Source organism: Streptomyces sp. CNH287 (genome assembly GCF_000424825.1).
Window position 1 is genome coordinate 83,396 of the sequence record NZ_AUKQ01000004.1, and the last position, 24,957, is coordinate 108,352.

Annotated in this window: 22 protein-coding genes and 1 pseudogene; 10 read left to right on the forward strand and 13 right to left on the reverse strand. The window is 73.2% G+C overall.

Annotation, left to right across the window (positions count from 1 at the left end):
- Positions 1-5: 5 nt before the first annotated feature.
- Positions 6-1,841 carry an SGNH/GDSL hydrolase family protein gene (locus H299_RS0103275; RefSeq protein WP_027747243.1) on the reverse strand — a complete coding sequence of 612 codons (1,836 nt, stop codon included), beginning with the start codon at positions 1,839-1,841 and terminating at the stop codon, positions 6-8.
- 228 nt (positions 1,842-2,069) lie between these two features.
- Here H299_RS0103275 and H299_RS0103280 point away from each other — a divergent pair, with 228 nt between their 5' ends.
- Positions 2,070-2,510 (forward strand): DUF6278 family protein, encoded by a 441-nt coding sequence (locus H299_RS0103280; protein WP_027747244.1) that lies wholly within the window; start codon positions 2,070-2,072, stop codon positions 2,508-2,510.
- 72 nt (positions 2,511-2,582) lie between these two features.
- On the opposite strand, the gene H299_RS0103285 is transcribed toward H299_RS0103280, so the two are convergent.
- Positions 2,583-3,344: a hypothetical protein gene (locus H299_RS0103285; protein ID WP_027747245.1), complete on the reverse strand. Its 762-nt coding sequence runs from the start codon at positions 3,342-3,344 to the stop codon at positions 2,583-2,585.
- Between the two features lie 99 nt (positions 3,345-3,443).
- Here H299_RS0103285 and ggt point away from each other — a divergent pair, with 99 nt between their 5' ends.
- From ggt to H299_RS0103310, 5 genes are all read left to right on the forward strand, one after another.
- Positions 3,444-5,279, forward strand: coding sequence for a gamma-glutamyltransferase (gene ggt, locus H299_RS0103290; protein ID WP_027747246.1), 1,836 nt, complete (start codon positions 3,444-3,446; stop codon positions 5,277-5,279).
- A 214-nt stretch (positions 5,280-5,493) separates the two neighbouring features.
- On the forward strand, positions 5,494-6,336 hold the full coding sequence (locus H299_RS0103295) for a nitrilase-related carbon-nitrogen hydrolase (RefSeq protein WP_027747247.1): 843 nt from the start codon (positions 5,494-5,496) through the stop codon (positions 6,334-6,336).
- Positions 6,333-7,646, forward strand: coding sequence for a class-III pyridoxal-phosphate-dependent aminotransferase (locus H299_RS31920; RefSeq protein ID WP_037757653.1), 1,314 nt, complete (start codon positions 6,333-6,335; stop codon positions 7,644-7,646). Before H299_RS0103295 ends, H299_RS31920 begins: the two co-directional genes overlap by 4 nt.
- On the forward strand, positions 7,643-9,082 hold the full coding sequence (gene hydA, locus H299_RS31925) for a dihydropyrimidinase (RefSeq protein WP_051262089.1): 1,440 nt from the start codon (positions 7,643-7,645) through the stop codon (positions 9,080-9,082). Before H299_RS31920 ends, hydA begins: the two co-directional genes overlap by 4 nt.
- Positions 9,079-10,107: a TIGR03842 family LLM class F420-dependent oxidoreductase gene (locus H299_RS0103310; RefSeq protein ID WP_027747248.1), complete on the forward strand. Its 1,029-nt coding sequence runs from the start codon at positions 9,079-9,081 to the stop codon at positions 10,105-10,107. Before hydA ends, H299_RS0103310 begins: the two co-directional genes overlap by 4 nt.
- A 13-nt stretch (positions 10,108-10,120) precedes the next feature.
- On the opposite strand, the gene H299_RS31930 is transcribed toward H299_RS0103310, so the two are convergent.
- The 4 genes from H299_RS31930 to H299_RS37985 form a co-directional block, all read right to left on the reverse strand.
- Complete coding sequence (locus H299_RS31930; RefSeq protein ID WP_037757656.1) at positions 10,121-10,510, reverse strand: hypothetical protein; 390 nt, start codon at positions 10,508-10,510, stop codon at positions 10,121-10,123.
- A gap of 134 nt (positions 10,511-10,644) precedes the next feature.
- On the reverse strand, positions 10,645-11,988 hold the full coding sequence (locus H299_RS0103320; protein ID WP_027747249.1) for a cytochrome P450: 1,344 nt from the start codon (positions 11,986-11,988) through the stop codon (positions 10,645-10,647).
- 121 nt (positions 11,989-12,109) lie between these two features.
- Positions 12,110-13,174, reverse strand: a complete 1,065-nt coding sequence (gene lplAB / locus H299_RS0103325; protein ID WP_027747250.1) for a lipoate-protein ligase LplAB — start codon at positions 13,172-13,174, stop codon at positions 12,110-12,112.
- A gap of 124 nt (positions 13,175-13,298) precedes the next feature.
- Positions 13,299-15,797: a serine/threonine-protein kinase gene (locus H299_RS37985; protein WP_486587132.1), complete on the reverse strand. Its 2,499-nt coding sequence runs from the start codon at positions 15,795-15,797 to the stop codon at positions 13,299-13,301.
- A 277-nt stretch (positions 15,798-16,074) separates the two neighbouring features.
- Between H299_RS37985 and H299_RS0103335 the strand changes: the two genes are divergently transcribed.
- Positions 16,075-17,898, forward strand: coding sequence for a gamma-glutamyltransferase (locus H299_RS0103335; protein ID WP_027747251.1), 1,824 nt, complete (start codon positions 16,075-16,077; stop codon positions 17,896-17,898).
- Between the two features lie 91 nt (positions 17,899-17,989).
- Here the strand turns inward: H299_RS0103335 and H299_RS0103340 are convergent, their stop codons facing one another.
- Positions 17,990-18,193 (reverse strand): DUF397 domain-containing protein, encoded by a 204-nt coding sequence (locus tag H299_RS0103340; RefSeq protein ID WP_037757658.1) that lies wholly within the window; start codon positions 18,191-18,193, stop codon positions 17,990-17,992.
- 5 nt (positions 18,194-18,198) lie between these two features.
- Positions 18,199-18,573, reverse strand: a pseudogene (locus tag H299_RS31940) (DUF5753 domain-containing protein); the annotation flags it as partial.
- Between the two features lie 38 nt (positions 18,574-18,611).
- Here H299_RS31940 and H299_RS31945 point away from each other — a divergent pair.
- From H299_RS31945 to H299_RS0103360, 3 genes are read left to right on the forward strand one after another with little or no spacing between them, the layout of a single operon-like run.
- Entirely contained in the window at positions 18,612-18,890 is a 279-nt protein-coding gene (locus tag H299_RS31945; RefSeq protein WP_486587133.1) for a hypothetical protein, read from the forward strand.
- A gap of 34 nt (positions 18,891-18,924) precedes the next feature.
- Positions 18,925-19,743: an inositol monophosphatase family protein gene (locus H299_RS0103355; RefSeq protein ID WP_027747253.1), complete on the forward strand. Its 819-nt coding sequence runs from the start codon at positions 18,925-18,927 to the stop codon at positions 19,741-19,743.
- Between the two features lie 26 nt (positions 19,744-19,769).
- The gene (locus tag H299_RS0103360) at positions 19,770-21,197 is read left to right on the forward strand and encodes a phytoene desaturase family protein (RefSeq protein WP_027747254.1); all 1,428 of its coding nucleotides are present in this window, start codon (positions 19,770-19,772) and stop codon (positions 21,195-21,197) included.
- 85 nt (positions 21,198-21,282) lie between these two features.
- On the opposite strand, the gene H299_RS39840 is transcribed toward H299_RS0103360, so the two are convergent.
- The 5 genes from H299_RS39840 to H299_RS0103385 form a co-directional block, all read right to left on the reverse strand.
- Complete coding sequence (locus H299_RS39840; RefSeq protein WP_027747255.1) at positions 21,283-21,516, reverse strand: Clp protease N-terminal domain-containing protein; 234 nt, start codon at positions 21,514-21,516, stop codon at positions 21,283-21,285.
- A gap of 50 nt (positions 21,517-21,566) precedes the next feature.
- Positions 21,567-22,415, reverse strand: coding sequence for a CDP-diacylglycerol--serine O-phosphatidyltransferase (gene pssA / locus H299_RS0103370; protein ID WP_027747256.1), 849 nt, complete (start codon positions 22,413-22,415; stop codon positions 21,567-21,569).
- Positions 22,402-23,049 (reverse strand): phosphatidylserine decarboxylase, encoded by a 648-nt coding sequence (locus tag H299_RS0103375; protein ID WP_027747257.1) that lies wholly within the window; start codon positions 23,047-23,049, stop codon positions 22,402-22,404. The genes pssA and H299_RS0103375 overlap by 14 nt, the downstream gene beginning before the upstream one ends.
- Before the next feature lie 170 nt (positions 23,050-23,219).
- Positions 23,220-24,425 (reverse strand): acyl-CoA dehydrogenase family protein, encoded by a 1,206-nt coding sequence (locus tag H299_RS0103380; RefSeq protein ID WP_027747258.1) that lies wholly within the window; start codon positions 24,423-24,425, stop codon positions 23,220-23,222.
- 1 nt (position 24,426) lies between these two features.
- On the reverse strand, positions 24,427-24,957 hold the full coding sequence (locus H299_RS0103385; RefSeq protein WP_027747259.1) for a MaoC family dehydratase: 531 nt from the start codon (positions 24,955-24,957) through the stop codon (positions 24,427-24,429).

Genomic DNA, 24,957 nt, shown 5'->3' on the forward strand with positions numbered 1-24,957 from the left:
CCCGTTCACGGCACGAGCTTGCGCAGGTCGACCGATTCGCCGAGTGCCGCCAGTCCCGCGTCGCCCGGATGCAGGTGGTCGCCGCTGTCGTAGACGGGCAGCATCCGCTCCGGCTGCGCCGGGTCGCGTACCACCGCGTCGAAGTCGAGCACGGCGTCGAAGGTGCCCTCGTTGTCGCGGACGAAGTCGTTGACGGCCTGCCGCCGTTCCTCGACCTTGGCCGTGCAGTCCTTGTAGCCGCCGCAGGGCGTGATCGTGGCGCCCACGACGCGCAGTCCCCGCTCCCGCGCCCGCTGGGCGATGGCCCGCATGCCCGCGATCACCTCCGCGGAAGTGGTGCCCCAGCGCACGTCGTTGACGCCCTCGAAGAGCACCACGGTACGGGCCCCGGTCTGCGCCAGGACGTCGCGCTCCAGCCGGTGCTGCGCGCTGACCCCGCCGGTGTCGGTGCTGATGCCGTCGCCCGGGTAGCGGTCGGTCACCACGCGGTTGGCCGAGATCCCGTGGTTGAGCACGCCGTACGCGGGCACGTCGCCGGGCGTGCCGTGCTGCTCCCGCAGCCGCCGCGCCAGGACGTCCGGCCAGCGCCGGTTGGTTCCGGGTGTCGACTTCACCCCGTCGGTGATCGAGTCGCCCAGGGTGACCACCGAGCCGGGGCCGCCCTGGACGTCGACACCGGTCAGATACGGCCACGTCTTCAGCGTCCCGGTGTAGGCCGCCCCGCCCCGCTCGCCCGTACGGTCGCCGCTGCCGTCCGCGCTCAGGTACGAGGTCTGGAGCGCCTGGCTGTGCACCGGGGCCGCCGCGACGGGGTCGGGCAGGTGCAGGCTGACCAGCAGGTTGGTGTCGGCGGGCACGTCGAAGCCGACGGTGTCGCTGAACACCTGCGCGCCCGCCGGGATCGTCACCTCGTCCCGTCCGCCGAAGCGCAGCGGGACGGGGTCGCCCTGTGCGGTGGCGCCCTCCGCCTGGACGGCGATCGAGGCGGCGCCGATGGTCACCGGCGCGGAGGCGAAGGTGTTCTCCAGCCGGACCCGGGCGCGCGGCCCGCCCGCCGAGGTGTGCACGACGAGCCGCACCGTCTGGTCCCGCCAGGGCCCCACGCTCGGATACCCGGCCATGCTGGTGGACCAGCTGCCGGTCCAGTCCCGGCTCTCCGCACGGACCGAGGCCGCGAAGACGTGCAGGTCCGCCCGCGGCCCGGGGTCGGCAGGGAGCGTGACCGAACTGATCTCCCGGCCCTGGCGCACCGGCACCGTCACGGCGTACAGCTTCGCCTTCTCCACGCGCTGGGCGCCGTCCTCGGTGTTGACATGCGGCAGGGCCACCGACTTGGTGCCCAGCGGGCCGCCGCGCCAGTCGGGGGCCCGCAGCTGGTAGGAGGACGAGGAGCCGTCGGCGTACCGGATCGTGCCGGTGCCGGCGACCTCGCCGCCGGGCACGCCCGGGGAGGTGGCGGCGACCAGGAAGGAGACGGCGTCGCCGCGTCCGGTCAGCCGCACCTGCTGCCCGTCGGCCCGTACGTTGTCCCGCTGGCCGGGGCGGCGGTCCGGCCAGCGCAGGCGGGCCGCGTCGATGTCCAGGTCCCGGCCCGGTCTCCAGCCCGCCGCCGTCAGGTCCTGGGCCGAGAGCGAGTTGCCCGCGCCGTCGAAGTCCGCGCGGCCGGGCCGGGCGTCGTCGCTCACAGCCCGGTTGTCGAAGAGCCGCTCCAGGGGGAGCGGCTTGGCGGGCGCCTCCCGCCCGGGCGCCGCCGCCTCCCGCTCTCCGGCGGAGAAGGCGGCGGGTGCCGCGGTGACGGTCAGACAGACGGCGATGACGGTGCTCCACAGACCTCTGCGCACGCTTGTGCCCCCTCCGGTGGAGACCGGCCGCCCGGTGCTCCGGGCGCGCCGGCCTCCCGGCTGTCTCGACGGTGGTGTGCCGTTGCCGATCCCACAGGTGCCGGGCGAAGCGGGAGCAGCGCAGGAGTGGCGACCAGGCACAGTCGCGGTGACACTACGGCTGCCACGCGGTGGCGAACGCCGCGCGCCTGTGGTGCTCGGAGCGGTACGGATGCCACCCTGAACCGTATGAACATCCCCTTCTTGGACAACTGGCGCAAGAGGCACGGAGAGTCCGGGGGAATCACTCTCACGGACGCACTCTCCCGTGACCCCGAGGGCGTCGCCCAACTGCTGTCCGAGTGCGAGCTGCTGCGCGTCCACGCGGAGCGGTCCGGGGTGGAACTCGACGACACGGCGGAGTCGTTGGCCGCGCTCGACCAACTGCTGCCGCGCTGGCGCGAGGACCCCGAGGTCGCGCCCTGGCTCGGCACGGACGCGGGGCTCTACCTGGGCACGGTCGTCGTGCGTACGGTCCCCGGCGCCGTGTGGCAGCTGGGGCCCGACGGGCAGCCGGAGGTGCGGCTGCCGTCGGGGCGGGCCGTGGACGTCCTGGCGGAGGGGCACACCTGGGCGGCCACCGGCACCCCGGAGCTGTCACAGGTCTGCGCGGAGGTGTCCGAGGTGTGAGACCGGGGGCCGGTGCGGCGCGGCCGGGCGGGACGGCTGGTCCGACCGGTCCGGAACCGGAGCGAGCAGTGCTCAGCCGGCGCGGTGGTTGCCCTTGCGCGAGCCGCCGGCCGCGGCGGGCGTGGTGGCGGCGCGGGTGACGTCGGCGACCAGTTCCACCACGTCGGGGCCGTACGCCTGCGAGTTGACGACCCGCAGCAGCAGGCAGAAGTTGCCGCCGACGCCGTACTTGCGGGCCAGCCGCGTGTGGTGCCGGGCGAGATAGCGGGCGGCGGCCTGGGCGGTGATGGAGCGCTGGCCGCAGAAGAGGAAGACCGGCCGGGTGTTCTGCGTCTGGCCGGCGGTGAGCCGGGCGAGGAGCACGTGCTCGGCGGTGCCGTTCTCCAGCCGGTAGCGCTCGTTGCCGATGAGGAAGGAGCCGCGGTCGGGTCCCGGCTCCATGTCGGCGTTGACCGAGACACCCGGCAGCAGCGACTGCATGTGCGCGGCCATGCGGCGGTGCGAGACGGGCCCGCCGACGCAGAACTCGGTGCGCTCGCCGAAGCCCTGGGGCGCCGTGTCGTGGGATATGACATCCGCGTGCGCGTCGCAGTCCTTGATCAGGGCGGACAGTTCCAGCATCGCGAACACGTCGTGCCGGGCGACGGCCCAGTCACCCGGACCGGCGTCGCGGTTGACCACCAGGACGCACTCGGAGCTGGTCGGCAGACCGAAGAAGCGCTGCTTGCGCCGGAGTCTGCGACGCCACAGGTAGGAACGGGCGAGCCAGCCAAGGGAGGCCGCGACCCCGGCCACGAGCACGCCGAGCACGATCTCGCGAAGGTTGTCTGTCATGGGGCGGCAGCGTACCGGTCGGACGGGACGGGTGTTCGAGGCGGTGCGTGCGTCACCGGAGGACTACTCTGCGCGTCAGACCGAACACCTGGAGGTCGAATGCACCGCCGCTCCGTTCGCGCCCTGTCCCTGCTGACGGCCACCGCCGCCGTCGCCGCCCTCACCGCCGCCGCCCCGCAGGCCGCGGCTCCGCAGGACGCCGCCCCGCCGGGCCGTTCCGCCGCGCCGCCCAAGTCGCCGGTGCAGGCCGGCCACGGCGGGGCCGTCTCCAGCGTGGACCCGGACGCCTCCGCCGCCGGCATCGAGGTCCTGCGCCGCGGCGGCAACGCGGCCGACGCCGCGGTCGCCACCGCCGCCGCCCTGGGCGTCACCGAGCCGTACTCGGCGGGAGTGGGCGGGGGCGGCTACTTCGTCCACTACGACGCGAGCAGCGGCGAGGTCGGCACCCTCGACGGCCGCGAGCGCGCCCCCCTCAGCGCGGACGAGGACCTCTTCCTGGAGGACGGCGCACCGCTGCCCCTGGACGAGGCGGTCACCAGCGGCCTCAGCGTCGGCACCCCCGGCACCCCCGCGACCTGGGAGGCGGCACTGGACGCCTGGGGCACCACCTCGCTGCGCGCGGCGCTGCGTCCGGCCGAACGCCTGGCGCGCCAGGGCTTCACCGTCGACGAGACGTTCCGCGCGCAGACCGCGCAGAACGAGGACCGCTTCCGGGACTTCCCCGCGTCCGCCGCGCTCTTCCTCCCCGGCGGCGAACTGCCAAGGACCGGCTCCACGTTGCGCAACCCCGACCTGGCGCGCACGTACCGCACCCTCGGCGAACACGGCGCGGACGCCCTCTACCGGGGCGCACTGGGACGCGACGTGGTGCGCGCCGTGCGCGAGCCGCCGGTGCGGCCGGGCGCGGGGCGTCAGGTGCGGCCCGGCGACCTGCGCGGTGCCGACCTGCGCGACTACGCGGTGAAGGCCCAGGCACCCGCCCGCGTCGGCTACCGCGGGCTGGACGTGTACGGCATGGCGCCCTCCTCCTCGGGCGGCACCACGGTCGGCGAGGCGCTCAACATCCTGGAGCGCTACGACCTGGGCGCGCCCGGACGACGCGGCGCGGCCGACGCCCTGCACCGCTACCTGGAGGCGAGCCGCATCGCGTTCGCCGACCGGGGCCGCTGGGTCGGCGATCCGGCCCACGAGGACGTGCCCACCCGGGGCCTGCTCTCCCAGCGGTTCGCGGACGCCCGCGGCTGCCTCATCTCGGACGGCGCGGCGCTCACCAGCCCGCTCGCCCCCGGTGACCCGCGCGCCCCGCGCGACTGCGCCACGCACGGCCGGGCCGCGCCGCTGACGTACGAGGGGGAGAGCACCACCCACCTGACCGTCGCGGACAAGTGGGGCGACGTCGTCTCCTACACGCTGACCATCGAGCAGACCGGCGGCAGCGGGATCACCGTGCCCGAGAGGGGCTTCCTGCTCAACAACGAGCTGACCGACTTCTCCTTCGCGCCCGCCGACCCGGCGGTCCCCGACCCGAACCTGCCCGGCCCCGGCAAGCGCCCGCGCTCCTCGATGTCCCCCACCCTCGTGCTGGAGGACGGCGAGGCGGTGCTGGCACTCGGCTCGCCGGGCGGCTCCACCATCATCACCACCGTGCTCCAGACGCTGGTCAACCACCTCGACCGCGGCATGCCGCTCGGCGAGGCCATCGCGGCGCCGCGGGCCAGCCAGCGCAACACCAAGGAGACCCAGTTGGAGGCGGGCCTGTGGGACGGCCCGCTGCGTGCCCCGCTGGAGGCGATCGGGCACCGGTTCGCGCGCAGCCCGGAGATCGGCGCGGCCACCGGCGTGCGGCGGCTGCCGGACGGACGCTGGCTCGCGGCGGCGGAGCCGGAACGGCGCGGCGGCGGCGCCGCCCGGGTCGTCCGCCCGGACCGGGGCTGACGGCACCGTGCCCGGACGGGGCGGAGGGCCGCGCACCCCCGCGCGCGGCTGCTCCGTCCGCCGTAGCGTGCCGAAGTGATCCCGCGACCTGATGCCGATGCCCTTGCCACCGTCCATACCGGGCTTTACGGTCGCATCCTTACGCGGATCTCCGCCGCGCCACGCGGATCTACGCGGGTCAATCCCGGCTGACGCCCGTTCAAAGGAGCTGTCCATGCCCGATGTTGTGCGCGCCGCGCTCGTGCAGGCGACCTGGACCGGCGACACCGAGTCGATGATCGCCAAGCACGAGCGGCACGCGCGGGAAGCGGCCCGCCAGGGCGCCCGGATCATCGGCTTCCAGGAGGTCTTCAACGCCCCCTACTTCTGCCAGGTGCAGGACCCGGAGCACTACAAGTGGGCGGAGCCGGTGCCCGAGGGGCCGACGGTCCGGCGGATGGCCGAGCTGGCGAGGGAGACCGGCATGGTCATGGTCGTGCCGGTCTTCGAGGTCGAGCAGTCCGGCTTCTACTACAACACCGCCGCCGTGATCGACGCGGACGGCACGGTGCTGGGCACCTACCGCAAGCACCACATCCCGCAGGTGCGCGGCTTCTGGGAGAAGTACTACTTCAGGCCCGGCAACCTGGGCTGGCCGGTCTTCGACACGGCGGTCGGCAAGGTCGGGGTCTACATCTGCTACGACCGGCACTTCCCGGAGGGCTGGCGGGAACTGGGCCTGGCCGGTGCCCAGCTCGTCTACAACCCCTCCGCCACCTCCCGCGGCCTCTCCGGCTACCTGTGGCAGCTGGAGCAGCCCGCCGCCGCCGTCGCCAACGAGTACTTCGTCGCCGCCATCAACCGCGTCGGCACCGAGGAGCTGGGCGACAACGACTTCTACGGCACCAGCTACTTCGTCGACCCGCGCGGCCAGTTCGTCGGTGACACCGCCAGCGACAAGGAGGAGGAACTGCTCGTACGCGACCTCGACCTCTCGCTGATCGACGAGGTGCGCCGGCAGTGGGCGTTCTACCGGGACCGCAGGCCGGAGGCGTACGGCGGGCTGGTGCAGCCGTGACCGCGCTCCACGACCGGCACCGCGCCGTCCTCCCCGACTGGCTCGCCCTCTACTACGAGCGCCCGCTGGAGATCACGCACGGCGAGGGGCGGCACGTATGGGACGCCGAGGGCCGCCGCTACCTCGACTTCTTCGGCGGCATCCTCACCACCATGACCGCGCACGCCCTGCCCGAGGTCACCAAGGCCGTGGCCGAGCAGGCCGGGCGCATCCTGCACACCTCCACCCTCTACCTGGACCGCCCGATGGTGGAGCTGGCCGAACGCGTCGCCGCCCTCTCCGGCATCCCCGACCCCCGGGTCTTCTTCACCACCTCCGGCACCGAGGCCAACGACACCGCGCTGCTGCTCGCCACCGCCTACCGCCGCTCGAACCAGGTCCTGGCGATGCGCAACAGCTACCACGGCCGCTCCTTCTCCGCCGTCGGCATCACCGGCAACAGCGCCTGGTCACCCACCAGCCTCTCGCCCCTCCAGACGCTCTACGTGCACGGCGGCGTGCGCACCCGCGGCCCGTACGCGCACCTGGGCGACGCGGAGTTCACCGCTGCCTGCGTCGCCGACCTCACGGACTTGCTCGGCCAGACCCGCGGCGGGGTGGCCGCGCTGATCGCCGAACCGGTGCAGGGCGTCGGCGGCTTCACGGCCCCGCCCGACGGGCTGTACGCGGACTTCCGCGAGGTCCTCCAGCGGCACGGCATCCTGTGGATCTCCGACGAGGTGCAGACCGGCTGGGGCCGCACCGGCGACCACTTCTGGGGCTGGCAGGCGCACGGCCGGGCCGGCCCGCCCGATCTCCTCACCTTCGCCAAGGGCCTGGGGAACGGCGCGTCGATCGGCGGCGTCGTCGCCCGCGCCGAAGTCATGAACTGCCTGGACGCGCACTCCATCTCCACCTTCGGCGGCAGCCCGGTCACCATGGCCGCCGGCAGCGCCAACCTCAACTACCTTCTGGAGCACGACCTCCAGGGCAACGCCCGGCGCGTCGGCGGCCTCCTGCTGGAGCGGCTGCGCGCGGCCTGCGCGGGCCTGGAGATCGTCCGGGAGGTGCGCGGCCGGGGCCTGATGATCGGCGTCGAGCTGGTACGCCCCGGCACCGACGAGCCCTCGAACGAGGCCGCGTCGCTGGTGCTGGAGGCCGCGCGGGAAGGCGGGCTGCTGCTGGGCAAGGGCGGCAGCCACCTGGGCAGCGTCCTGCGCATCGCGCCACCGATGACACTGACCGTCGCCGAGGCGGAGGAGGGCGCCGGCATCCTGGCGGACGCTCTGCGCACCGCCGAGGCCGAACTGGGAGGGAGTGCCCGCCCGTGAGCCGTACCGCGATCCGGGGCGGTCTCGTGATCACCGCCGCCGACGAACTGCACGCCGACGTCCTCATCGAGGACGGCCGCATCGCCGCGCTCGCCGCCCACGGCAGCGACTACGCGCAGGGCTGGACCGTCGACCACACCCTCGACGCCACCGGCAGGTACGTCCTGCCGGGCGGCGTCGACGCGCACACGCACATGGACTTCCCCTTCGGCGGCACCTTCTCCTCCGACACCTTCGAGACCGGCACCCGCGCGGCGGCCTGGGGCGGCACCACCACCATCGTCGACTTCGCCGTCCAGGCGCGCGGCCACGCGCTGCGCGAGGGCCTGGACCAGTGGCACGCCAAGGCCGACGCCAAGTGCGCCATCGACTACGCCTTCCACATGATCCTCTCCGACGTGCACGAGGGCACCCTCAAGGAGATGGACCTGCTGGTGGAGGAGGGCATCACCTCCTTCAAGCTGTTCATGGCCTACCCCGGCGTCGTCTACAGCGACGACGGCCAGATCCTGCGCGCCATGCAGCGCACGGCCGCCAACGGCGCGCTGACCATGATCCACGCCGAGAACGGCATCGCCATCGACGTCCTGGTCGAGCAGGCCCTCGCCGCCGGGCGCACCGATCCGCGCCACCACGGCGAGGTCCGCAAGGTGCTGCTGGAGGCCGAGGCCACCCACCGCGCCATCCAGCTGGCCCGGGTGGCCGGTTCACCGCTGTACGTCGTCCACGTCTCCGCAGGCGAGGCCGTGGCCGAACTGGCCGCCGCCCGCGACAAGGACCTCCCCGTCTTCGGCGAAACCTGCCCGCAGTACCTCTTCCTGTCCACCGACAACCTCGCCGAGCCCGACTTCGGCGGCGCCAAGTACGTGTGCAGCACCCCGCTGAGGCCGCGCGAGCACCAGGCGGCGCTCTGGCGCGGCCTACGCACCAACGACCTCCAGGTCGTCTCCACCGACCACTGCCCGTTCTGCTTCAGCGGCCAGAAGGAGCTGGGACGGGGCGACTTCTCCAAGATCCCCAACGGGCTGCCGGGTGTCGAGCACCGGATGGACCTGCTCCACCAGGCCGTCCTGGAGGGGCACATCGGCCGCCGCCGCTGGATCGAGCTGGCCGCCGCGGCACCGGCGCGGATGTTCGGCCTCTACCCCAAGAAGGGCACGCTCGCGCCCGGTTCCGACGCCGACGTGGTCATCTACGACCCCGCCGCCGAGCAGACCCTCTCCGCCGAGACGCACCACATGAACGTCGACTACTCGGTCTACGAGGGCAAACGGATCACCGGCCGGGTGGAGACCGTGCTCTCGCGCGGCGAGACGGTCATCGACCGCCGCACGTGGGTGGGCCGGGCGGGCCACGGCCAGTACACCCCGCGGGGGCTGTGCCAGTACCTCGAACACGGCAGCGCCGCCCGGGACCAGGGGAGCGTACGGCCATGAACCCCGGCACGCTCGACTTCGGCCTCGTCCTCCAGACCGACCCGCCCGGTGCCGCCACCGTCGGCCTGATGCGCCGCGCCGAGCGCAACGGCTTCCGCTACGGCTGGACGTTCGACTCCGCCGTGCTGTGGCAGGAGCCGTACGTCATCCACAGCCGCATCCTGGCGCACACCCAGCGCCTGGTCGTCGGCCCCATGGTGACCAACCCCGGCACCCGTGCCTGGGAGGTCACGGCCTCCACCTTCGCCACCCTCAACGAGATGTACGGCAACCGCACCGTGTGCGGCATCGGGCGGGGCGACTCCGCGATGCGCGTCGCCGGGCGGCGGCCCCACACCCTGGCCCGCCTCAGCGAGGCGATGTCCGTCATCCGCGACCTGGCCGAGGGCCGGGAGGCGGTGGTGGACGGCACCCCACTGCGCATCCCCTGGGTGCGGGACGGGAAGCTGCCGGTCTGGATGGCGGCGTACGGCCCCAAGGCGCTGGCCATGGCCGGGCGCGAGGCGGACGGCTTCATCCTCCAGCTCGCCGACCCGTACCTGACGGAGTGGATGGTCAAGGCCGTCCGCACCAGCGCCGCGCAGTCCGGGCGCGACCCCGACGAGATCACCGTCTGCGTGGCCGCCCCGGCCTACCTCTGCGAGGACACCCCGGAGGCGCTCGCGCACGCCCGGGAGCAGTGCCGCTGGTTCGGCGGCATGGTCGGCAACCACGTGGCCGACCTGGTCGCCCGGTACGGCACCGACACCGACCTCGTACCGGAGGCGCTCACCGCCTACATCGCCACCCGGCAGGAGTACGACTACGCCCACCACGGGCGTGCGGGCAACCCGGAGGCGGCCTTCGTGCCCGACGCCGTGGTGGACCGCTTCTGCCTGCTGGGCCCCGCCGAGGCCCACATCGACAAGCTGCGCGCGCTGCGGGCCCTGGGCGTCGACCAGTTCGCGCTCTACGCGATGCACGACGCGAAGGAGAGCACCATCGACGGCTACGGGAGCGACGTCATCCCCGCCCTGCAGCGCTGAGCCGGATCAGCGCTCACGGACCGGGGTAGCCCTGCCCGGGGTAGCCAGGCTCGTACGCCTGCACGGGCCGGCGCGGCCTGCGGAACCAGTCGGCGGCGGTCCCCTGCTTGAGCAGCACGACGATCGCGATCGCACCGGCCAGGGCGAAGATCCCGCCGGGGAGGCCCTGGGCGGTCCCGCCGAGTGCGAAGACGATCTGCACGCCCGCCAGCACGATCGACGTCCTGCGCAGGCGGTCGCCCCCCTTGCCGTAGAAGAACGCCAGCACGAAGAGCACGCAGCCCATCATGTTGGTGCTGAAGGACGCGCCGGCGTCCTCGGCGCTGCTGTTGATGCCGATGAGGACCGACATCGCCACACAGAGCGCCATCATCGCGAAGACCACGACCTGCGCACCGCGCACGCTTCCCGGCATGCGGGCCGGGGGAGGGGCGTACGGGAAAGGTATCTGCGGCGGTGGGTTCCCGTAAGGACCCGGCGGGTGCGGGTATCCGGTGGACATAGGTTCACCTTAGCAATCAGGAAATCAGGAGGGTCCTACCGCCCGTGCGGCGGGCGCAGGGTGGCGAGGGCCGGGCCCTCGGGGCGGACGGTGATGCCGTACGACGTCTTGGCGGGCCTGGCGTGGAAGTCCAGGGTGTGGGCGGGCAGCAGGAGTTCGAGGAGGGCGGTCGACTCGCGCAGCGCGAACTGCGTGCCGAGGCAGGCGCGGGGACCCATGCCGAACGGGAAGTACGCGCCCAGCCGGCCGGGGCGGGCGTCCGGGCCCAGGAAGCGGCGGGGGTCGAAGTGCTCCGGGTCCGGCCACAGTTGCGGGTCGCGGTGCGTGAGGTAGGGGCAGACCAGGACGTCCGTGCCCGCCTCGACGGCGAAACCGGCGAGCGTGTCGGCCTCCGTGGCGTGGCGGGGCAGCAGCCAGGCGGCGGGGTAGAGCCGCAGCGTCTCCTGGACCAGGGCCTGAAGGGCCGCGCGGCGCTCGGCCGAGCCCTCGGGCCCGGCGGCGAGCGCCTGCTGCCGGGCCTCGGGATGGCGGTCGAGGAGCATGTAGAGCCAGGTCAGCGTGGTGGCGGTGGTCTCGTGCCCGGCCGCGAGCAGCGTGACCAGCTCGTCGCGGATCAACTGGTCGGTGTATTCGGGGTGTTCGGCGGCGGCGTCGGTCAGGACGCGCAGCAGCCCAGGCCCCTCGGGTCCGGCGGCGGCATCCTCCGAGCGTGCCGCCCCGATGGCGTGCTCGGCGACCGCGTCGATCCGTGCGAGGTCGGCGGCGACGGTCTCCCGTGCGCCGGCGGCGTCGGAGGGCAGCGTCGGCAGAGCGGTCGCCACCACCTGCACGGCGTCCAGTTCCCGTTCGGTCCTGTCGTCGAGCGGGCGCCCGGTGAGGGAGCGCCAGATGGTGTCCAGCGCGAAGCGGTGCATCTCCCGTCCGACGTCGACGGGCTCCCCGGAGCGCGCGTACGCGGCCCAGCGCTCGGCGGCGCAGCGGGCGGCCTCCTCGATCCGCCGCTCGTGGCGGCGCATGCCCGCACCGGTGAACTGGGGTTGCAGCAGGCGGCGTTGCCGCTTCCACGCCGGCCCGGTGGCGGAGAGGACGCCGTCGCCGACCAGCAGCCGGGCCCGGTGCGAGCGCTTGACGTACCGGTCCGGGCGCTGGGCGAGCACGTGCTGCACCGCCTGCGGGCCGGTGACCAGGACGGTCGGGGCCGGGGCCGGACCGACGCGGAACGCGGCGACGCCGCCGCACCGCTCGCGCACCTGGGCCAGCAGGTCCACCAGTTCGCCCCCCGCCGAGAGCCACCGCTCCACCAGGGCGGGGTCGGCCTCGGGGACAGGGACGGGCTGCCCCGGCCGGGACGGGTACGAGGCGTCGGTCTCGGTCTCCACCGTGCTCCCCTTCGTGCGCCTGCGGTACGGTCCGCACGCTCTGCGGCCCCCCGGACTGTACGGGAGCGCGGCCTGTCGGTGACAGCGCGGTCGGTGACGGCGCGGTCGGGAGTCCGCGGCGTCAGGGGACGCGGGCGGTCCACTCGGGCGAGCTGAACTTCGTGGCCGCCAGCGCGAGCGCCCGCGTCCTCTCCTGTTCGGTCACACCGTCCAGGGTGAGGCCGTAGCGGTTCCGGAAGGTGGCGATCATCCGGTCGATGACCTCGGTGCGCGGCAGGCCGGTCTGGCGGCGCAGCGGGTCGACGCGCTTGCGGGCGCTGGCCGTTCCCTTGTCGGAGAGCTTCTCCTTGCCGATGCGCAGTACCTCGAGCATCTTGTCGGTGTCGATGTCGTACGCCATCGTCACGTGGTGCAGCACCGCGCCGGACCCGGCGGGACCGGGGGCCAGCCGCTTCTGCGCCGCACCCGCGATCTTGCCGTCGGAGGAGGTGATGTCGTTCAGCGGCTGATACCACGCCTGGATGCCCATGTCGGCGAGCGCGCCGATCACCCAGTCGTCCAGGTAGGCGTAGCTGTCGGTGAAGGACAGCCCGTTCACGAGTGCCTCGGGCACGCACAGCGAGTACGTGATGGTGTTCCCCGGCTCCACGAACATCGCGCCGCCCCCGCTGATGCGGCGCACCACCTCGATGCCGTGCCGCTCGGCGCCCGCCGGGTCCACCTCGTTGCGCAGCGACTGGAAGCTGCCGATGATCACGGCGGAGGAGGCCCACTCCCACACCCGCAGCGTCGGTGGACGCCGCCCCGCCGCGACCTCCTCGGTGAGCACCTGGTCCAGCGCCATGTGCAGCGCGGGCGGCTGCGGGCCCTCGTGCACCAGCTGCCAGTCGTAGTCCGCCCAGTCGGTGGCCTGCGCGACGGCACGGCGCACGGCGACGGCCACCGCGTCGGCCGAGAAGCCGAACATCACGGTGCCCTCCGGCAGCACCGCCCGGATGCGGGCGGCCAGCTGCGCCGCGTCCGCGTCGGCGGAGGCGCCCTCCAGGCCCTGGTCGATCAGTGCCAGCGCCTCGTCCGGCTCCAGGAAGAAGTCACCGGCGACCCGTACGTTCCGCAGGGCCCCGGCCACCACGTCGCAGTCCACCACGACCAGCTTCCCGCCGGGCACCTTGTACTCGCCGTGCATGCCGTCCCGCTTTCCGCCGCCGTCGTCGAAGATCACCTGCCACGATAGCGCGGGGGCTTCCTGCTGCCACGGTGCCCGGGAGCGGCCTGGCCGCGACCGTCGTTCCCACCGGCTCCTCCTGCCGTTACCGGTAGCCCGGGAGAAGCCTCCGGTAGGCTTCGCCGACGTCCCAGGCGGCCTTCCCGGGAGCGGCCTCGCCGGAGAGAACCTTCCGCAACGGCTCCGTGATCGGCTCCAGCAAGGAGTCGCCCTCGGGAATCCACGGGCGTTCGACGGCCGTCTCCACGGCCGGCCCGAAGAACTGGACCGTCCTGTTGTTCCTGACGGACGGCGCGGCGTACACCGAGGTGCGGGTGGGAAGCCAGTTGAGTTCCCTGGCGGCCCGCTGCTGCGTCTTCGCGGAGCTCATGTACCTGACGAACGCGTAGGAGGCTTCGAGGTTGGCGGAACCGGCGTGGACGGAGAGGTTCCAGCCGCTCTGCGAGGAGCCCCGCCGCCGGGAACCCTTGGGTACGACGGCGACCCCCAGGTTGTCCTTGTCGCCCTTGAACTCCCGCCCGGCCAGGACCTCCTCGACCGCCCACGGGCCGTCGAGCATCATGGCGACGCGGCCCGTCTTGAAGGCGAAGAGCTGCCGGTCGTAGCCGTCGAAGGCGTCGGTGACCGCCGCCTTCGAGGTGAGCAACTCCTTCATGACCGAGAAGGCGGCGGACCCGGGCTCGTCGTCGACCAGGACCTTCTTGGACTTGGTGTCGAGCAGGTCGCCGCCCTCACCGTAGAGGTAGGGCAGGTAGTAGTACGGGTTTTCGCGCAGGTAGAGGCCCGGATCGCCCGTGGCCTTCCGGATGGCCCGGCCGGCTTCGCCGAGTTCGGCGAAGGTGCCCGGGACTTCCAATCCCACCTCTCCGAACATCCGCCTGTTGTAGAAGAGCGCGAGGGTCTCGATGGTCTGCGGAACGGCGTACGTCTTGCCGGTGAACCTGGTGCTCGCGAGGGCCTGCGGCAGATGGTCCTTCTCGTCGTCCAGGGCCGCGGTGTCGTCGAGGGGCGCCAGATAGCCGCGCTTCGCGAAGTCCGCCACCCAGGTGACCTGTGCACGCATCACGTCGGGGCCGCGGCCGGCACCGGCCGCTGTCCTGAACTTGGCGTCGGCCTTGCCGGACACGTGCACCACCTTGACGTCGACCCGCGGGTGCTCCTTCGTGAAGCCTTCCGCGAGCTTGCGGTGAGTGTCCTGCTCCGGGCCGTTCGAGGTGTCCCAGAAGGTGACGGTGCCGGAGAGGTCGCCCGCCGTGCCCTGGCCCGAGCCCGTTGCGCCCGTCGCGCCGCCGCCGTCGCCGTCACCGAGAAAGCGCCACCCCGTGTAGCCGATGCCCGCCGTGCCCAGGGCAGCCGCGGCGGCCAGTATCCGGCGGCGGGTGGGTGCCGGAGTGCGCGTGGACCGGTTGTCCACCGCGGGCGGTGCTGGAGCCGCCGTGGTCCTCCTCAGGGCCGGCGGGGTGGGCGGGGCCCCCGGCGTCTGTCCGGGCCCCGGTGGGGAGAGGGCGGTCGGCGGGTGGGCCGGGGCCGGTGCGGCTGCCTTGCCGGGACGGGTGGGAGCCTGGTGGACGCCTGGTTCGGTGCCGCCCGCCGACGCGTCGTTCCCCGCCCCCGGCCCCTCCGCGGACTGCGCCTCCGGCTGCGGTGGCTCCGGTGCGGGCGCGCCGGCTTCGGCGCGGCCGTGTTCCCGTAGAGCCCGCGCCACCGGCCGGGGCAGCCAACTGCCGTCCCCGAGCGACTGGACCGCCTCCGAGTGGTCATCCGGCAACGCGCGGGTGAGGGTGCGTACGAGGGCTGCCGGGCCGGGCCGCTCCTGCGGCGACTTGGCCAGGCATGCGGCCACCACGTCCCGCAGCGCCGCGGGCAGGGCGCCCAGGTCGGGCTCTTCGTGGACGATGCGGTAGTGGAGCGCGTGGGGTGCACCGCCGCCGAAGGGACCGCTGCCGGTCGCGGCGAAGGCCAGCACCGCTCCCAGGGCGAACACGTCACTCGCCGGGCCGGGCCGTCCCTGCGAGGTCAGCTGTTCCGGGGCGATGAAGCCGGGGGTCCCGATGACGGCGCCGGTCCGCGTCAGAGCGCTGCTGCCGTCCGCTACCTCGGCCATGACGGAGATCCCGAAGTCGATGACCCGGGGCCCGTCGGTGGCGAGGAGGACGTTCGAGGGTTTGAGGTCCCGGTGGACGACCCCTGCGTGGTGAATGGCCCCCAGCGCCTCGGCGAGCCCGGCGCCGAGCGCCAGTACGTGCGGTGCCGGCCAGGGCCCGTACTGCACGACCGCCTCGCTCAGGGGGATGCCCGGGACGTACTCGGTGGCCAGCCAGGCGGGGGACCCCTCCAAGTCGGCGTCGACCACCCCGGCGGTGAAAAGGCCGGTGACCCGGCGGGCGGTGGCCACCTCCCGGGCGAACCGGCGCCGGAACCCGGGATCTTCGGCCAGCTCCGCCCGTACCACCTTCACGGCCAGGGCCCGGCCCCCGGGGGAACGCGCGAGGTAGACGCGGCCCATGCCGCCCGCGCCGATGCGGGCCACGATCCGGTACGGGCCCACGCGGCGCGGGTCTCCTGCCGCCAGCTCTGCCAACACCGTGTCACCCCTCCTGTTCGGTACCCGCCAAGATCAAACGTTGCGGGGCGCAGCAACGATACCCACGACCATGGATCGCTCGATCTCCGCCGGCACCAGGATCACCGGGTAGCGGACCTCCCTCGAACGGCCGCTGTGCCGCGTACGGTTGAGCAATCCCGTCGACTCCCTGGCCGGAGCACACGACGGCCCGCCACACCCCGCCCACGACGGCCGCACGCCCGGGCGCCTCCCTGAGACCACCCCCACCGGTCGCGCACGGAATACCCTCGCAACCATGGTCACCACCCGGCCCACCCTCCAGGGCACCTTCGGCATGGCCTCCACCACCCACTGGCTCGCCTCGCAGACCGCGATGGCCGTGCTGGAGGACGGCGGCAACGCGTACGACGCGGCCGTGGCCGCCGGTTTCGTCCTCCAGGTCGTGGAACCCCACCTCAACGGCCCCGCGGGCGAGGTGCCCGTACTGATCGCCCCCGCCGACGGCCGCCCGGTGCGGGTGCTGTGCGGCCAGGGCACCGCACCCGCCGGGGCCACCCTCGCGCATTACACCGGGCTGGGGCTCGAACTGGTCCCGGGCACCGGCCCGTTGGCGGCGGCGATCCCCGGAGCCTTCGACGCCTGGATGCTCCTGCTGCGCGACTACGGCACCCGCACGCTCGCCCAGAGCCTCACCTACGCGATCGGCTACGCCGCGGGCGGCCACCCGGCCGTGGAACGGGTGGGGGAGACCGTCGAGTCGGTGCGCGCGCTCTTCGAGACCGAGTGGACCGCCTCCGCCGAGGTCTACCTGCCCGGCGGGCGCGCGCCGCGCCCCGGCGCGCTGCTGCGCAACCCGGCCCTGGCGGCGACCTGGCAGCGGCTGATCACCGAAGCCGAGGCCGCCGGACCGGACCGCGAGACCCAGATCGACGCGGCCCGGCGCACCTGGCGGGAGGGGTTCGTCGCGGAGGCGCTGCTGCGCACCGCGGGCACCCCCGCCATGGACACCAGCGGCGAACGCCACCGCTCCACCCTGACCGGCGACGACCTCGCGGGCTGGAGCGCCACCTACGAGGAGCCGGTCACCTACGACTGGCACGGCTGGCGGATCTGCAAGGCGGGCCCCTGGACCCAGGGCCCCAGCCTGCTCCAGCAACTCGCGCTGCTGCCCGGCGACTGGGCCGAGTGGGACGGCCCGGAGGCCGTACACCGCCTGGTGGAGGGCACCAAGCTGGCGATGGCCGACCGCGAGGCGTGGTACGGCGACGCGGCGGGCGCGGAGACCGTACCGGTGGAGGCGCTCCTCTCGGACGCCTACACGGCGGAGCGGCGCACGCTGATCGGCGCGGACGCGTCGTACGCGCTGCGGCCCGGCAGCCCCGGCGGGCATGCGCCCCGCCTGGCCCGGCACGCGCGCGCCGCCGCCTCCACCACCGGCGAGGAGGCAGCCGCCGACGCGCACCGCCCCGTCGGCGCGGGCACCGGCGAACCGACCGTCGCCCGGGACGGCTCGACCCGCGGTGACACCTGCCACCTCGACGTCGTCGACCGCTGGGGCAACATGGTCAGTGCCACCCCCAGCGGCGGCTGGCTCCAGTCCAGCCCGCTCGTCCCGGAGTTGGGCTTCCCGCTGGGCACCCGGCTCCAGATGACCTGGCTGGAGCCGGGTCTGCCGGGCTCCCTCACCCCGGGCCGCCGCCCGCGCACCACCCTCACCCCCTCGCTGGCGCTGCGCGACGGCGTACCGGTGATGGCCTTCGGCACCCCTGGCGGAGACCAGCAGGAACAGTGGCAGCTGCACTTCCTGCTCGCCGTCGCCCGCCGCCCCCACGTGCGCGGCGGCCTCGACCTCCAGGGCGCGATCGACGCGCCCAACTGGCACACCGAGAGCTTCCCCGGCTCCTTCTACCCGCGCGCGATGCGGCCCGGCAGTGTCACGGTCGAGTCCCGCATCGGCGAGCGCGTCATCGCCGGCCTCCGGCAGCGCGGCCACCGGGTCACCGTCGGCCCGCCCTGGTCGGAGGGCCGCCTGTGCGTCGTCGCCCGCGACCCGGAGACCGGCCTCCTCAGCGCCGCCGCCAACCCCCGCGGAGCCCAGGGCTACGCGGTCGGCCGCTGACCCGGCGGGTCCGGTCTTGGTGTGCAGGGAACGTGCCGGGTTACGGCCATGACGTGGCCGTAACCCGGCACGGACGGGGGATCGATCCGCCTCAGCGCGGCCGAAAGCGGGCCAGGCGGCCCGTCTTGACGGAGTCCAGGAGCGTGCTCAGTACGGGGGCGGTGACCGTGAGTATGGTGTCCGGCTCCTCGCTTTCGCGGAGCATCACGGCGTCGCCAGCGGCGGCGACGTACACGCAGTTCGAGGAGTCTCCGCTGTGGGAGGACTTCTGCCAGACGCGGGCGGGGGTGTCCATGAGAGTCAGATACTCCGAGCGATGCGGTGGATGAAGTCGCGCGAGGCGGACTCTGTGAGTGCGCTTCGCTCCATCCGGTCGAGTACGGTCCGGTACTTGTGCAACTGAGCCTCGGAATCGAGGAACTCGCATCCGTGGTGGACGTCGAGTTGAACGGTGTCCAGCTGCGGTACGTCACCGCGAATGTAGTCGAACGGTTGGCCGTTCCCGGGGAAATCGCCCTGTTCGAAGGGGATGACCCGCACCGAGACGTTCTCCAGCTGGCTCATCTCGGTGAGGTGCGCCAGCTGTGCGCGGGCCGTGTCATGGCCGCCGAACCGCATCCGGAGAGCCGCCTCGTGGATGATCCCCGCTGAATCCCCCCTCGGCGCCCCATGAGGACGACTACGCGGGCCTGCCTCCCGCCTTCGGCGAGGAGTTGTGCGCGCTCGCGCTCGACTTCGCGCCGCAGTTGTTCGCCGTGGCTCAGGTCTCCGCGCCCGGCACCGATGAGGCGGACGGCCGGGTCGCGGCGTGGGGGATGGCGTACGAGGACGGGCACGCGCAGGTCGTCAGCGTCGAGGGCGGGCTGCGGATGCGGCTGCGCTCGCCCGAGGGCGCGGTGCGGTGGTTCGCGCGGCCGGAGGGGGTGGCCGCGCGGCTGGTGTGGCTCTCTCCTTCCGGTGCCGCCTCGCTCCGCCGGGAGGTCGGCGGGTGACGCCGGGGAACGGAAGCCGTGCTTCCATGGACGTATGATCGATGACGCGCTGGTCAACGGCGCCGAGGAAGCCGTACGCAAGGCCGTGGCCGAGGAGGTCCTGCCGCGCTGGCGGCAGCTGGCGGCCCACGAGGTGATCCAGAAGACGGGTCCGCACGACTTGGTGACCGTGGCCGACCGGCTGGCCGAGGAGCATCTCACCCGTTCGCTCACCGCGCTGCTGCCCGGCTCGGTCGTCGTCGGCGAGGAGGCGGTGCACGCCGACCCGGCCTCCTACGACGCGCTGCGTGGACCGGACCCGGTGTGGATAGTGGACCCGGTGGACGGCACCCGCCAGTTCGTGCGCGGGGAGGACGGCTTCTGCACCCTGGTCGCCCTCGCCCGGCACGGCGAGGTCCTGGCCTCCTGGACCTACGCGCCCGTGCTGGACCTGATGGCCACCGCCCGGCTGCGCGGCGGCGCCCTGCTCAACGGCGAGGCGCTGCGTGCCGGGTCCCCCGCACCGGACGCCGACCTCCAGGTGGCCACCTCGCACCCGGACTTCACCGACGAGGAGCAGAAGCGGGCGCTGCTGGGCCTGTGGACGGAGGGTGTGGCCGCGCGAGCGTGCGGCTCGGCCGGTCTGGAGTACCTCAACGTCGCGCGCGGCCTGCTCGACGCGGTGGCCTTCTCCTGGGAGCTTGCCTGGGACCACGCCGCCGGGCTGCTGCTGGTCTCGGAGGCGGGCGGTGCCTCCGCCACCCTCTCGGGCGATCCCTTCAAGCTCGCGGGCGGCAACGCGCTGCCCTTCACCGCGGCGCGTGACGGCGGAACAGCGCGTCGTATCCTGACTCTGCTTCAGCGGGCCAGCTGAGCCAAGCGGCGAGGGGAGAGCCGACGGTGCCGTCGATCCTGGACGCGGTGGTGGTGGGCGCGGGTCCCAACGGGCTGACGGCGGCCGTGGAGCTGACCCGGCGCGGTTACGCGGTGGAGCTGTTCGAGGCGCTCGACACCGTCGGGGGCGGTGCCCGTACCGAGGAGCTGACGCTCCCCGGCTTCCGGCACGACCCCTGCTCGGCCGCGCACCCGCTGGGCATCTCTTCCCCCGCCTTCCGCCGCATGCCGCTGGAGCGGCACGGCCTGGAGTGGCTGCACTCCGGGCTGCCGATGGCGCACCCCTTCCCGGACGGCACCGCGGCCGTCCTCGCCCGGTCCGTCGCCGAGACCGCCGCCTCCCTCGGCGCCCGCGACGCAGGTGCCTACCGTCGCCTGGTCGACCCGCACCTGACCCGGTGGGAGAGCCTCTCCGAGGACTTCCTCAGCCTCGGCTCGGCGCTCAACGGGCGGCTGCCGCAGGACCTGGTCTCGCTCGCACGCTTCGGGCTGACCGGGCTCCAGCCCGCCTCCTGGGTGAGCCGCCGCTTCCGGGACGAGAAGGCACGCGCGCTGCTGGCCGGGCTCGCCGCCCATGTCATCGCCCCCACCAGCACGTTCGCGACGGCCGGGGTCGCCCTGGTCTTCGCCCTGGCCGGGCACGCACACGGGTGGCCGGTGGCGCGCGGCGGCTCGCAGGCGATCTCCGACGCGCTCGCCGGGTACCTGCGCGAGCTGGGCGGCACGGTGCACACCGGCGTCGAGGTCAAGCGGCTGGACGAGCTGCCGCCCGCCCGCGCGTACGTCTTCGACACCTCGCCGACCGCGCTGGCCCGTATCGCCGGGCTCGGGCACGCGTACAGCGGATACCGCTACGGAGCCAGCCTGTTCAAGATCGATTACGCGCTGGACGGCCCGGTGCCGTGGACGGCGCCGGAGGCGCGGCGGGCGACCACCGTGCACGTCGCCCCCACCGCCGGGCTCATCGACGACGCGATGCGCCGCGCGGTGCTCGGCCGCGACCCCGAGCGGCCCTTCCTCATCACGGTCCAGCCCTCGATCGTCGACCCGTCCCGGGCGCCGGAGGGCAAGCAGGCGTTCTGGGCCTACGGGCACGTGCCGAACGGCTGGCGGGGCGACGCCACCGCCGTGGTCGAGCGGCAGATCGAGCGCTTCGCCCCCGGCTTCCGCGATCTCGTACTGGCCAGGGCGACCGCCGGGCCGCCCCAGCTCGCGGAGCGCAACGCCAACTACGTCGGCGGCGACATCGCGTGCGGGGCGGCCTCCGGACTCCAGCTGATGGTGCGGCCGAAGCTGACCCGCGTCCCGTACGCCACCGCGCACCCGGCGGTCTTCCTGTGCTCCTCCGCCACCCCGCCCGGCCCCGGCGTGCACGGCATGTCCGGCCACCACGCGGCGCGGGCGGTCTGGCGGCGGCTCTCCCTCGGCCGCTGACGCACTTCGGGTCTGTCCGCCGTGACCGCCCGCGGCGGTTCGGCCGCCACTGCCCACGGCTTCACCGCCTCTCGCGCGCAGGACGTCAGGCCGCCTCGCGGCGGTCGGCCAGGACCAGGTCGCGGACGGGGGCCGGGTCGAGACCGAGGCGCCTCAGGAGGTCCTGTGTCACGCGGTCGTCGGCGCGCAGCAGCCCCAGCACCAGGTGCTCGACGCCGATGCGCCGGTCCCGGAGCGCGACGGCCTCGCGCAGCGCCAGCTCCAGCGCCTTGTTGGCGGGAGGCGAATGGGATGTGCCCCGGCCCGGCCCTGTACGCACTGCGGGCCCGGACGGAGAATCCGTCCGGGCCCGCAGTGCGTACGGTCGGCTCAGCCCTGTGCGGCAGCCCGCGCCTCGCGGCGGTTGTCGCGGAAGCTGTTGACCCGGCGGGCCGTCGCGAAGAGCGGGATCACCGCGCCCAGGACGACCTGGAGCGCGCAGCCCGTCTGGAGGAGCAGCTCGCCGCCCGGCGCGTCGAAGGCCCAGGCCGCCAGCAGGCCCATGCTCAGCACGATCCAGCTGAGCATCGCGATCGCCAGCCGCCCGCGCGGCTTGGGGTACTCGACCCGGCTCACCATCAGCCAGGCGACGCCGACGATGGCCAGCAGCGTCGGGACGAACGGCAGCCCCAGCAGGACGATCGAGACGACCGTCAGCGCCCCGAAGGGGCTGGGCATGCCCTGGAAGATGCCGTCGCGCAGGGTGACGCACGAGAACCGGGCGAGTCTGAGCACCACCGCCAGCAGGACCACGACCGCCGCGACCACCGACACCCTCTGGTGCGCGTCGCTGGCGACCATGCCCCAGACGGCCACGAAGTACGCGGGCGCCAGCCCGAAGCTGATCAGGTCCGAGAGGTTGTCCAGCTCCGCGCCCATCGCGGAGCTGCGCAGCTTGCGCGCGACCAGTCCGTCGAAGAGGTCGAAGACGGACGCCAGGAGCATCAGGATGACGGCGGTGGCGGCGCTGTGCCGGGCCATGCCGCCGTCCTCGTTGCCCGCGAGGTGCGGGATGAGCACGCCGGTGGTGGTGAAGTAGACGGCGAGGAAACCGCAGGTGGCGTTCCCCAGGGTCAGCGTGTCCGCTATCGAGAGCCGCATGGACAGCGGCATCTCGTCCTCGTCCTCGTCGGCCTCGGGAACCCAGGCTGCCTGGGTGTCGGGATCAATCACGGTCAAGGCGCGTCACCCCAGCCGTCGTGGTCTGGCCGACCTCGACATCTGCCTCGACCCCCTGCGGGAGGTAGAGGTCCACCCGCGAGCCGAAGCGGATCAGCCCGATCCGCTCGCCCTGCTCGACCTTGGTGTCCTGCGGCACGTACGGGACGATGCGGCGGGCCACCGCACCGGCGATCTGGACCATCTCGACGTCGCCGAAGTCGGTGTCGAAGTGCCAGACGACCCGCTCGTTGTGCTCGCTCTCCTTGTTGAACGCCGGCACGAAGCCGCCCGGGATGTGTTCCACGGAGGCGACCGTGCCCGCCAGCGGAGCGCGGTTGACATGCACGTTCAGCGGGCTCATGAAGATCGCCACCCGGGTGCGCCCGTCCGGCCACGGCATGATGCTCTGCACCACTCCGTCCGCCGGGGAGATGAAGCGGCCCGGCGCGATCTCCCGCTCCGGGTCGCGGAAGAACCACAGCATGCCCGCCGCGAGCGCGGTGGCGGGCAGGGCGACCGTGGCCGCGGTCCGCGACCGGCGGGACCGGAGCAGGCTCACGGCCGCGGTGGCCACGGTCGGAACGAGCCACGGCGACGCTCCGCGCGCGAGGCGGAACCGGCCGCTGGGTGCAGACGATGGGCTGTGGGGCATGGATGACCTTCGTAGCGGAGGGTGGTGCCGCGTACAGAGAGGGGACGGCGGCTTTCCGGGATGCTATCGGTTACGGGTGGCAACTGGGCAAGCCAGAGGGCCAGTCCGCCTCCGGGAGCCCCGGCCGGGGTGCCGTCCTGACCTGCGGGACAACACCCCGAATCGGACAATCACCCCTGAAGGCGGTACTCCTCCAGCAGGCGGCGCCCGACGATCATTTTCTGGATCTCGGCGGTACCTTCACCGATCAGCAGCATGGGCGCCTCCCGGTAGAGCCGCTCGATCTCGTACTCCTTGGAGAAACCGTACCCGCCGTGGATACGGAAAGCGTCCTCCACGACCTCCTTGCAGTACTCGGAGGCGAGATATTTGGCCATCCCGGCCTCCAGGTCGTTGCGTTTGCCCGCGTCCTTCTTACGGGCCGCGCCCACCATCAGGGCGTGTGCGGCCTCGACCTTGGTGGCCATCTCGGCCAGCTTGAACTGGATGGCCTGGTGCTGGGCGATCGGCTTGCCGAAGGTGTGCCGCTGCTGCGCGTAGGAGATGCCCAGCTCGAAGGCGCGCTGGGCGACCCCGCAGCCGCGCGCGGCGACGTTGACCCGGCCGACCTCGACCCCGTCCATCATCTGGTAGAAGCCGCGCCCGGTGCTGCCGCCCAGTACCCGAGCTGCGGGAACGCGCAGCCCATCCATGATCATCTCGGTGGTGTCCACCCCCTTGTAGCCCATTTTCTCGATCTTGCCGGGGATGGTCAGGCCCGGCCGCACCTCGCCGAAACCCGGCTCCTTCTCGATCAGGAAGGTGGTCATCGACCTGTGCGCGGCGGTGCCCTCCGGGAGCCCCTCCTCGGTCCGGCACAGCACCGCCACCAGCGAGGCGGAGCCGCCGTTGGTGAGCCACATCTTCTGGCCGTCCAGGACGTACTCCTCGCCGTCCCGGACGCCCTTGGAGGTGATTGCGGACACATCGGAGCCCAGCGCCGGCTCCGACATGGAGAACGCGCCCCGCACCTCGCCCGTCGCCATCCTGGGCAGGAAGTGGTCCTTCTGCTCCTGGGTGCCGTGCCGCTCCAGCAGGTACGCCACGATGAAGTGCGTGTTGACGATGCCGGACACGCTCATCCAGCCCCGCGCGATCTCTTCCACGCACAGGGCGTAGGTGAGCAGTGACTCGCCCAGACCGCCGTACTCCTCCGGGATCATCAGGCCGAAGAGGCCCAGCTCCCGCAGCCCCTCCACGATTTCGGTGGGGTACTCGTCCCGGTGCTCCAGTTCGGTGGCGACCGGGAGTATCTCCTTGTCGACGAATCCCCGCACGGTGGCCAGGATCTCCCGCTGCACCTCGGTCAGCCCGTCGGTCCGCGCCAGCCTGCCCATGTCACTTCGCTCCCTTCGCGCCGCGCGGCGCGTCCACCGGTTCCGGGCGGCCCGGCGCTTCCCCGCCGCGCGCCTCGACGTACGCGGCGGTCGGCACCATCACCTTGCGGCGGAAGACGCACACCAGCGTGCCGTCCTGCTTGTGGCCCCGGGTCTCCACGTGCACCACGCCGCGGTCGTCCCGGGACCGGGAGGGGGTCTTGTCCAGCACGGTCGTCTCGCCGTAGAGCGTGTCGCCGTGGAAGGTGGGGGCCAGGTGCCGGAGCGACTCGATCTCCAGGTTGGCGATGGCCTTCCCGGAGACGTCCGCCACCGACATGCCCAGCAGCAGCGAGTAGACGTAGTTGCCGACCACGACGTTCCGGCCGAAGTCGGTGGAGTGCTCCGCGTAGTGGGCGTCCAGATGCAGCGGGTGGTGGTTCATGGTCAGCAGGCAGAAGAGGTGGTCGTCGTACTCCGTGACCGTCTTGCCGGGCCAGTGCTTGTACACGTCACCGACCGTGAACTCCTCGTATGTGCGGCCGAACTGCAT

Excerpts from the sequence above, each read along its gene's own strand:
- H299_RS0103280 (WP_027747244.1), top strand. The coding sequence starts at position 2,070 with ATGAACATCCCCTTCTTGGACAACTGGCGCAAGAGGCACGGAGAGTCC.
- H299_RS0103285 (WP_027747245.1), bottom strand. The coding sequence starts at position 3,344 with ATGACAGACAACCTTCGCGAGATCGTGCTCGGCGTGCTCGTGGCCGGG.
- ggt (WP_027747246.1), top strand. The coding sequence starts at position 3,444 with ATGCACCGCCGCTCCGTTCGCGCCCTGTCCCTGCTGACGGCCACCGCC.
- H299_RS0103295 (WP_027747247.1), top strand. The coding sequence starts at position 5,494 with ATGCCCGATGTTGTGCGCGCCGCGCTCGTGCAGGCGACCTGGACCGGC.
- H299_RS0103310 (WP_027747248.1), top strand. The coding sequence starts at position 9,079 with ATGAACCCCGGCACGCTCGACTTCGGCCTCGTCCTCCAGACCGACCCG.
- lplAB (WP_027747250.1), bottom strand. The coding sequence starts at position 13,174 with ATGCACGGCGAGTACAAGGTGCCCGGCGGGAAGCTGGTCGTGGTGGAC.
- H299_RS0103335 (WP_027747251.1), top strand. The coding sequence starts at position 16,075 with ATGGTCACCACCCGGCCCACCCTCCAGGGCACCTTCGGCATGGCCTCC.
- H299_RS0103340 (WP_037757658.1), bottom strand. The coding sequence starts at position 18,193 with ATGGACACCCCCGCCCGCGTCTGGCAGAAGTCCTCCCACAGCGGAGAC.
- H299_RS0103355 (WP_027747253.1), top strand. The coding sequence starts at position 18,925 with ATGATCGATGACGCGCTGGTCAACGGCGCCGAGGAAGCCGTACGCAAG.
- H299_RS0103375 (WP_027747257.1), bottom strand. The coding sequence starts at position 23,049 with ATGCCCCACAGCCCATCGTCTGCACCCAGCGGCCGGTTCCGCCTCGCG.
- H299_RS0103380 (WP_027747258.1), bottom strand. The coding sequence starts at position 24,425 with ATGGGCAGGCTGGCGCGGACCGACGGGCTGACCGAGGTGCAGCGGGAG.
- H299_RS0103385 (WP_027747259.1), bottom strand. The coding sequence starts at position 24,957 with ATGCAGTTCGGCCGCACATACGAGGAGTTCACGGTCGGTGACGTGTAC.